General features: G+C 62.6%; 7 protein-coding genes. 6 read left to right on the top strand and 1 reads right to left on the bottom strand.

Annotation, left to right across the window (positions count from 1 at the left end; translation table 11 throughout):
- Positions 1 to 442 precede the first annotated feature (442 nt).
- The 6 genes from ACIOVF_RS03535 to ACIOVF_RS03510 all read left to right on the top strand — a co-directional run bounded on the left by ACIOVF_RS03535 (position 443) and on the right by ACIOVF_RS03510 (position 8192).
- Positions 443 to 922, top strand: coding sequence for a CS1 type fimbrial major subunit (locus ACIOVF_RS03535; RefSeq protein WP_045194743.1), 480 nt, complete (start codon positions 443 to 445; stop codon positions 920 to 922).
- A 68-nt stretch (positions 923 to 990) separates the two neighbouring features.
- Positions 991 to 3549: a CS1-pili formation C-terminal domain-containing protein gene (locus ACIOVF_RS03530; RefSeq protein WP_401287553.1), complete on the top strand. Its 2559-nt coding sequence runs from the start codon at positions 991 to 993 to the stop codon at positions 3547 to 3549.
- A gap of 524 nt (positions 3550 to 4073) precedes the next feature.
- Positions 4074 to 4760, top strand: a complete 687-nt coding sequence (locus ACIOVF_RS03525; RefSeq protein WP_401287550.1) for a hypothetical protein — start codon at positions 4074 to 4076, stop codon at positions 4758 to 4760.
- Between the two features lie 134 nt (positions 4761 to 4894).
- Entirely contained in the window at positions 4895 to 5629 is a 735-nt protein-coding gene (locus ACIOVF_RS03520; protein WP_045194742.1) for a pilus assembly protein, read from the top strand.
- 36 nt (positions 5630 to 5665) lie between these two features.
- Positions 5666 to 6292, top strand: coding sequence for a response regulator transcription factor (locus ACIOVF_RS03515; RefSeq protein WP_045194741.1), 627 nt, complete (start codon positions 5666 to 5668; stop codon positions 6290 to 6292).
- Between the two features lie 13 nt (positions 6293 to 6305).
- Positions 6306 to 8192 carry an ATP-binding protein gene (locus tag ACIOVF_RS03510; RefSeq protein WP_401287547.1) on the top strand — a complete coding sequence of 629 codons (1887 nt, stop codon included), beginning with the start codon at positions 6306 to 6308 and terminating at the stop codon, positions 8190 to 8192.
- On the opposite strand, the gene ACIOVF_RS03505 is transcribed toward ACIOVF_RS03510, so the two are convergent.
- On the bottom strand, positions 8179 to 8913 hold the full coding sequence (locus ACIOVF_RS03505) for a phosphoadenylyl-sulfate reductase (RefSeq protein WP_401287544.1): 735 nt from the start codon (positions 8911 to 8913) through the stop codon (positions 8179 to 8181). The two genes, ACIOVF_RS03510 and ACIOVF_RS03505, sit on opposite strands and share 14 nt — an antisense overlap.
- Positions 8914 to 8936: the final 23 nt, after the last annotated feature.

Raw genomic sequence — 8936 nt, 5'->3', positions numbered from 1 at the left:
TCGGCCTGAGCCGAAGTCGCGAGATGTAGACTTGGCGTAGCAAGTCGTAGGCCGCGATGCCCCTGGAAGGCACCGTAGCGAAGGAACCCGGAGCGGAGCGTAGGGCCGTATGCTGGAGCGAGCGGTTTTGGTTCCTTTTGCCAAGAACAAAAGGGACCCGCCGTAAGGGCGGAAGGGGCCAACAGCGGCGCCACACCGAATGGATAAGCCCGCAACCCAACCCAAGAATCATAGCCCCCGGGATTCCGTGAAGAACCTTTTTTTGTGCGATTGAACGCTAACGCTCTTTGGGAAATTTCCCAATCCTGCTGGGAGTGGTCCGACTTTTTGCGTCGGATATCTGCCGAATAATCCTCCTCGCCAACCGCCCTGTGCGGTGCGGCATTCGCCGTTGGCACGTCGCCTGTGACGATTGCACAGGTCAATTCGAGGAGATCAATTCATGAAGCGCACTTTTCTGGCCCTGCCGCTCGCCTTGCTGGCCGTTGGTAATGTCTTTGCCGCCGACCCACTGGAGAAACAAGTCACCGTAACCGCCACCGTCCCGACCGAGAACTTTTATGTCGAGCCGGTGGGCGGCAACTGGATGAACGAACCGCAGAACATGGCCTGGAACGCCCTGCGCGAATCGCTTGAGCCGATCCGCAAGCAATTGCAGGTCAAGAGCACCACCGGGGCGATTTCCGCCCGTCTGCTCAGCCCGGCAGTGATCAACAGCGGCGCCAACAGCATCGGTCTGGATGTCGCGGTCAACGGCACCGGCCTGACCACCACCTCGGTGCCGGTAGTGCCGGCAGCCGCCGCGGCGGCGGGCACCCTGGTGGCCTTTGATGTGGCCGCGCAGTCGGCCGGTGCGGGCGGCTACGTGCCAGGCAACTACCAGGGCATCGTCAACATGCTGTTCGAGACCGTTTCGCCGTAAGTCGCCAGCCGGCGTTTTTCCGTCCCCTTCTATTCACCCCGTTGCTCCTTCGTTCGAATGAGTACGGGGTGAGTATTGCCTGTGAAAAAATGGTCATGGCCAACTACTTGTCTCTCGCTGTATCCATTCGACTGGCCCTGGGGTGTGTTGTGCTCTGCAGTTCTGCCTGTGCCTGGGCCGATGCCCGGGGGGCGGCCGGGCCCTTGGGGGTGTTGAGCCAGGCGCAAGGCTTGCCGCAAGAGTTCGGCGAACATTTCTTTGATGTGCCCCTGGCGGTTCGCGTCGACCTCGATGGTCGCTACCTGGGCGATGCGCTGGTGGTGCTGTCGCGCGATGAGCAGGTGCAACTGCTCGACTTTACCGACACCTTTGAGAGCAACGCCGCCGACAGCGAGCGTTCACGCTGGCGCGAACAGTTGCAGGAGCCGAGGTTGCTGGGCAACTGCCTGTCCAGTTGCCCGCTGGGGCTGGTGGCCTTGCACTACAGCCTGGTCAATTCACAGTTGTCGATCCTCACCACGGCGGCGGAGCGCAGCGACCAGCCGGCGCTTTACCACGCCTTGCCGGAACGCGGCAGCCACGGCTTGCTGTTGCGCAACCAGTTGAACCTGGTCGGTGGCGACCTGGAAACCACCGGGCGTTATGCCGTGCAGGGGCAGGGCAGCGTCGGCAACTGGACTGCCGTTGGCGAGGCGCAGTTCGACCGCAACAGCGACTACGCCGAGCAAACCCGGCACCGTGTCGACCAGCTCTATGCCGAGCGTGTGCACGACCAGCATTTCTTTCGCCTGGGCTACTTTACCCCGGGCGCCCAGGGCCTGACCCGCCAGCCGCGCCTGCTCGGCAACCTGCCCGATACCACCCGCGGCCTGATGCTCGGCAGCAGCGACAGCCTGGCGGTCAATAATGGCCAGGCCAGCGCCACGCCCATCTATGTCACCCCGAACCGGTCGGCTATCGCCGAAATCTACCGTGATGGTGTGCTGATCAACAGCCAGGCGGTGCAAGCCGGTTTGCAGGCGCTGGATACCCGGGTGCTGCCGGGAGGCATTTATGAAGTAGAAGTTCGCCTGATTGAAGACAACCAGGAAACCTCGCGCAGCGAGGCCTTCATCTACAAACCCTCGAACTGGAACAACGCCGAGTCGCCCTGGCGCTACAACGTTTATGTCGGGCAGCAGAGCACCTTGTGGAGCAATTGGGACAAGGACTATGACAACAGCCTGAGCGCCGGGGTATTTACCAATTACCTGTTACACCCGCGGGCAGTGCTCGGGCTCTCGGCCCAGCGCATCGATGAACTCATGCAGTACGGCAGCTCGCTGGACTGGGATGTGCTCGATCCGTTCAAGCTCTATGGCAGCGTTTTTCACACCGAAGATCAGGGTAACGGCTACGACCTGCAAGGCATCTACAACTATGCATCGGGCTCGCTGGTGTTCAGTCAGAGCCGCTCATGGCTGGACAGCCGCAGGTTCGAAGACGATCAGCCTGGTGCGCAGCGCGACTTCAGCGTGCGCGAGGTGCGCCAGAGCGCTCTGTCGCTGAACCACCGGGTCGATCGCCACAGTACCGCTACCGTACGGGTTTCCCATAGCAGCGGTACCGGTGCAAACGGCACCGGCTTCGATGTCGGCTGGGGCTATTTTGGCAAGCTGCTGGACTCCGATACCCACTGGCGGCTGTCGGTGTTCGATCGCCCTGGCACCAGCAGCTCGGGTGATGCGCGCAACCGCGGCGTGACCTTGAGCATGAGCATGAGCCTAGGCGGGCCGGGCCGCAGGATTTCGGCAACCCTGGGCAGCCGCACGTCCCGCGACGGCGGGCGCGATCAGAACGCTTCGCTGACCTATCAGCAAGATGTCGACTACGGCGCACTGCAGAGCCTGGCCGGCACCGTTTCGCTGGACCGCTACGGCACCGGCTTTGGCGGCAGCGCCCTGTTCGAGAGCCCGCTGCTGCACGGCGATGCCTATGCCCAGAGCTCGTCCTATAACGGTGAACTGACCGCCGGTTTGAACCTCGACAGCGTGCTGGCGATCGGCGCCGGCCAGGTGGCGATGTCCGGGCAGTACCTGCCCCACGAGGCCGGCCTGATTGTCGATGTCGAGTCGGACCTGCAGGGCTTGCGCATGCGCGCCGACGACCATCACGGCCACAGCGCCGTGCTGCGCCCGGGGCGCAATGTCATTCCGGTCAGCGCCTACAAGGCCGGCCAGGTGCATTTCGATTTCGAAGGCAGGGATGCCCATGCCGCTGTCATCCAGCCCGCGACGGTGGCGTACCACCTCAACCGCGGCGGGGTCGACTATCACCAGATTCGCGTGATGCAGACCGTCACCGTGATCGGCCGCCTGGTCGATGCCAAGGGCCAGCCGTTGCGGGGCGCGCTGGTAATCAACCACGCCAGCCGTAGCGTGAGCGAGGCGGATGGTTTCTTCGCCATCGAGATGAGCGAATCGACGCCGACCCTGGAAATTCGCCGGGGCGCCGATGCCTTGTGCCTGTTCAGCTTCGATCAGGGTACGTACACCCGCGAGAACGACATTCTGCTGGTCGGCGACCTGACCTGCGCCGGGGCCAATGTGGCCAGGGCTGAGCTGAAACAATCGAAGGAGGACGCTTGATGCGATGGCTGAAACAACCACGGTGCGCAACCCTTGGGGCACTCTTTTCGGTGTTCGCAGCGTTCTGTCCGGAACCTTTCACGGGTGTTGCCCAGGCCAGCGTGGTGGACATTACTGCCGAATACATACCAGGTCTTTCAGGCAGGCCGCCCACTGGTTTCGTCAATACCACGCCGCGGGCAGAGTTCTGCTCGGGGTTTGTGACTTGCAGCGGCAGCGAGTATCGATACACAGTCGCTTTGCCACTGAGATTCTCTACGGCGTTCATCCATCGTGCACCGGATCCTCGTGATGGCTACTTCTTCCAGCTGCCGGCTACCAGAACCCTGAATCTGGTCAATGAGAAAGGAGAGTCTTTTTCAGCCCGGTTCAGGCCTACGCATTTAGGTTTGCGGATTCAGCCGGGCTTTACGGTCCTGGTCGGACCAAGTCAGGGAGTGTGCGTACCTGCGGCTACTACTGATCATCAAGCCGTTACCCAGTATTTGGGTCGGGTCGATATGCTGGTGCCTGGTGGTTGCTACATGACCGGACGGAGCGGCAGTGCCGGGTCCGTTGTAAGCGTCGACAGCACCGTAACGGGCCTGGGATTTGAGCTGCTGTTGCCGTCGCCACTTTCGTTGAAAAATGGCGTCTACCGGGCCCAGTTACAGTTGAGCGTCGGTGGCAACGGGGCGGACTTCGACCTGGGTAACCGAGTCACTAATGTCAGCACCGATATGTTGACGCTGAATTTCGAATTCACCGTCAAACACCCCTTGAAGCTCGAGTTTCCGCCTGGCTCCGAACGCGCAGTACTCGAACCGCCCGGTGGCTGGGCAAGCTGGATCAATCGCGGCACGCCACCTCAGCGCCTGTACCGGGTGCTGCCATTCCAGATCTGGACCACCGGTGCGATCAGCGTGCACACCCGCTGCGAATACGACCTGGGCGGACGCTGTGGCATTCGCGGCCGCGATGGCCATCAGGTTCCGCTGAAAGTCGCCCTGACCCTGCCGTCAAGCATGAAGCATCAGGGGGCGCCGGTGGACAATCTGGTGGTGCCGGTTGGCGCTCCGGCGGCGCTGCGCATCGATACCGTCGAGGCCACGCTCGACCGTCAGGCGCGCTTGCTGTTCGAAGTGTCCCAGGCCGATACCGCCTCGATGCTCGGGTACCCGGGCGAGACCTTCCAGGGCGATGTGACACTGGTGCTGGATGCTGCGCTATAAGCAACCCCTGAACGAGATAATTGGAGATTTCGCTGTCAGATAAGGAAATTTCCTACAACCCATGCCGGTTGCCCGGACAGCCCGGGTGCATGAGAATGATATTAATTAGCCAGTTGAGCTGGGAGCTAAACGACATGAAAGGATTACTGGCGGTACCGCTGCTATGGATACTGGTGGCGAGCGCTGCGCTCGCCGGGCCCGAGCTCAACATCGGGACCTTCTACGATTACCTCGACGGTGAAAAGAGCACGTTGCTCAAGCGGGTGCGCAATGGCGGCGACACCACCGCCTTCGTCAAGGTCAGCGTCGCCGAGCTGGTCTACGATGAGCAGGGCCAGGCCCGCGAAGTCGAGATGGACGGCCGCGAGGCGTTGCAGCGTGGCCTGGTGGTGAGCCCTGCGCGGTTGATCATCCCCGCCAATGGCATGCAGGCGGTGCGCCTGCTGTATCGCGGCGAGCGTGAGCACGAGCGTTACTTCAGGCTGCGTTTCATCCCGGTGCTGCCGGAGGTCAACGACGGTTTTGCCGTGACCGAAGATGAAGCCGAGCGTTATGAAAACGCCCTCAAGGTCGGGGTCAACATTTTGGCCGGCTACGGCTCGATCCTGTTCGTGCGGCCCCAGGCCAGCCGCTATCAGGTCGAGGTCGAGCATGAGGCCGGGCGCTTTCTGATTCCCAACAAGGGCAACACCACCATCGTCCTCGATCATTTCAATGATTGCGCCGCCGGCAACAAGGACTGCGCCCCGGCGACCAAGCACCATGTGCTGCCAGGCAACACTCGCGTGTTTGAAAAAAAGCCCGGACGCCATTACCGCTTTGAACTGGTCGAGGGCGAGCAGCGCCGCGAAATTGCCTTCAAGGGCTGAACCGGAGCCCGCCAATATCGTGGCATGAGGAAAGGTATGAGTAGTGTTCTGATCGTGGACGATCACCCGTTTATTCGCTCCAGCGTCAACCTGCTGCTGGTCAGCGAGCGCTTCAATGTGGTCGGCCAGACCGACAACGGCGTCGATGCCGTGCGCCTGGCCCGTGAGTTGAGCCCGGACCTGATGATCCTCGATATCAGCATTCCGGGCCTGGACGGCCTGGAGGTGATTGCCCGGGTCAAGGCGATGAAGCTTGCGCTGAAAATTCTGATCCTGACCTCCCAGCAGGCTGAGTATTTTTCCTTGCGCTGCATGAAGGCCGGCGCGGTCGGCTATGTATCGAAAACCGACGATTTATGCGAGCTGAGCAAGGCCGTGCATGCGGTCATGTCCGGCTACACCTACTTCCCTGAAGTCGCCTTGAGCTCGGTGAGCAGGGTCGATGTGCGCGCCTCGGAGGCCGAGTGCATCGCCAGCCTGACCAACCGTGAACTGCTGGTGCTGCAGCAACTGGCCCGCGGCCTGAGCAACAAGGCCATCGGCGATGTGATGCTGTTGAGCAACAAGACCATCAGCACGTACAAAACCCGTCTGATCGAGAAATTGAGGGTCAAATCATTGGTGGACCTGGCGGATGTCGCCAAGCGCAACCTGCTCATTTAGGTTGCCCAATTGTGTGCATGCTCGCTTGCTGCAGGCGCTGGTGTTGCTGGTACTGCAGTGCCTGGCCACAGTGGCCGGGGCCGAAGAGGTAGCGCCAGGCATCTGGCCGGATGCCATCCGCGGCCTGCACGCCTTTGAGGCGCAAGCGCATGCGGTGGTGGCGCAACACCCCACGCTGGCGATTGTCGACAGTTTCTGGCACGAAAACGGGCGCCTGATTGCCCAGGCTTGTGCCGTGGTCGGCAGCTTGCTGGCGCTGGCGCTGGTGTGGATTCACTACTTGCGCCAGTCAATCCGCAAGTGCGAGCGGGCCGAGCGTGCCCTGACCGAGATGTATGCTGAACTGCAAGCGGCCAAGGAACAGGCAGAGGCGGCCAACCAGGCCAAGACGACGTTTCTGGCGACCATGAGCCACGAGATCCGCACGCCGATGAACGCCCTGTTGGGCATGCTCGAACTGGCCCAGGAAAAGGCCGATCAGGGTGTGCTCGACCGGCTGGCTATCGAGGTGGCCTCAAGCTCGGCGCGTGGCCTGCTTGAACTGCTCGGCGATGTGCTGGATGTCACCCGCATCGAATCCGGCCATTTGCTCCTTGAACCGCGCCGCACCCAGCTGCGCCAGCAGGTCGAAGGGGTGGTGCGCATGTTTGAACAGCAAGCCCTGGGCAAGGGCCTGCGCCTGCACCTGGAGGTTACCGGCGCCCTGGACAGCGACGTGCTGCTCGACGCCCTGCGCTTCAAGCAGGTTCTCTCCAACCTGATCAGCAATGCCATCAAGTTCACCCGTGAAGGCTCGGTGCGTGTGCGCCTGCACACCCAGCGCCGGTTGCGCCGCGTGGAGGTGAGCCTGGTGGTGGAAGATACCGGCGTCGGCATTCCCATGGCCGATTTGTCACGCCTGGGTACGCCCTATTGCCAGGCCAGCAACAACCGCCAGGCCGGGCGCAATGGTGCCGGGCTGGGGCTGAGCATCTGCCGGATGCTGTGCGAGCTGATGGGCGGGCGTATGCAGCTGGACAGCAGTATCGGTGTCGGTACCCGTGTCGAGGTGCAGTTGAACCTGGCCTGCCTGCCACCGGCGGCGTCCAGCGACGCTCCGGGCCGGCGCCGGGAGAGCGCAGGCCTGAGCAAGCCGCTGAAGGTGCTGGTGGTGGATGACTACCCGGCCAATCGCATCCTGCTCATGCACCAGCTCGGTTACCTGGGCCATCGCGTGCGGGTCTGCGAACACGGTGGCGAGGGTTTACGCTGCTGGCTGCGCGAGTCGTTCGATGTGGTCATCGCCGACTGCAACATGCCGATCTTCGATGGCTATCGGCTGGCCAGGGCGATTCGCGAGCATGAGCGGCGCGCCGGCCGCGAGGCTTGCCGGGTGCTGGCGGTGACCGCCAATGCCCAGGCGTCGGAACGTGCCCGCTGCCTGGCGGCGGGAATGAATGCCTGCCTGTTCAAGCCCTTGAGCATCGACGATCTGCAGCAGGCGCTGGAGGGCCTGACGGGCCGTGTCGCGGCGCCGGTGGTGGCCCAGGCAGCGCCGGTGCTACCGGGCATGGACATCTCCAGCCTGCTGGTGCTGGCCGCCGGTGATCAGGACAAGGTCCGGGCCCTGCTCGGCGATCTGGTCAGCAGCAATCGCCAGGACCTGCGCGGTCTGGACCGGTTGCACGATGGTAAGGATCGGGTGGCGTTGGCCGACCTGGTGCATCGGCTCAAGGGCGGGGCGCGGATGATCCGTGCTCATGAGGTGTTGGCAGTTTGTGTACAGCTGGAACAGGCCTGCAGTACACAGGCGCCGGCCCACCGCATCAGCCAGCTGGTGCAGATGCTGCGCCAGGCGATTATCGACCTTGAGCAGCACCTGGAGCGCTATTGCCAGCGCGAGGAAGTCAACCCTTGGTGATCAGGTTGCCGGCGTGCAGCCCGCATTCCTTCTGGGTCGACTCTTCCCACCACCAGCGGCCTTCGCGCTCGTGCTGGTTCGGCAGCACCGGGCGGGTGCAGGGCTCGCAGCCGATACTGATGAAGCCGCGCTCGTGCAGGCTGTTGTACGGCAGCTCGAGCATGCGGATGTAACCCCAGACTTCCTCGCTGCTCATCTGTGCCAGCGGGTTGAACTTGTACAGGGTGTGCTCGGGGCTCGAGAAGGCGCTGTCGATTTCCAGCGCCGCCACCTGGCTGCGGGTGCCCGGGCTCTGGTCGCGGCGCTGGCCGGTGGCCCAGGCGCTGACAGTGCTCAGTTTGCGCCGCAGCGGCTCGATCTTGCGGATGCCGCAGCACTCGCCATGGCCGTCCTTGTAGAAGCTGAACAGGCCTTTTTCCTTGACGAAGGGCTCGAGCTTGCTGTGATCGGGGGAGAGGATCTCGATCGGCAGCTTGTACTGTTCGCGCACCTGGTCGATGAAACGGTAGGTTTCCGGGTGCAGGCGGCCGGTATCCAGGCTGAACACCTTGAGGTTCTTGTTGAGCTTCCAGGCCATGTCCACCAGCACCACGTCCTCGGCGCCGCTGAAGGAAATCCACAGGTCATCGCCGAAGTGCTCGAAGGCCAGCTTGAGGATGTCTTGCGGCGACTTGTTGGCGTAGGTCGCGGCCAGGGCGGCGACGTCGAAGGGTTGGCTCATCAGGCGGCTTCCGGTCATTGAAT

It is taken from the genome of Pseudomonas sp. NPDC087612 (genome assembly GCF_044743505.1).
GTDB lineage: Bacteria > Pseudomonadota > Gammaproteobacteria > Pseudomonadales > Pseudomonadaceae > Aquipseudomonas.
Note: the sequence above shows the minus strand (reverse complement) of the source record. Positions and strands in the feature narration are given on the sequence as shown.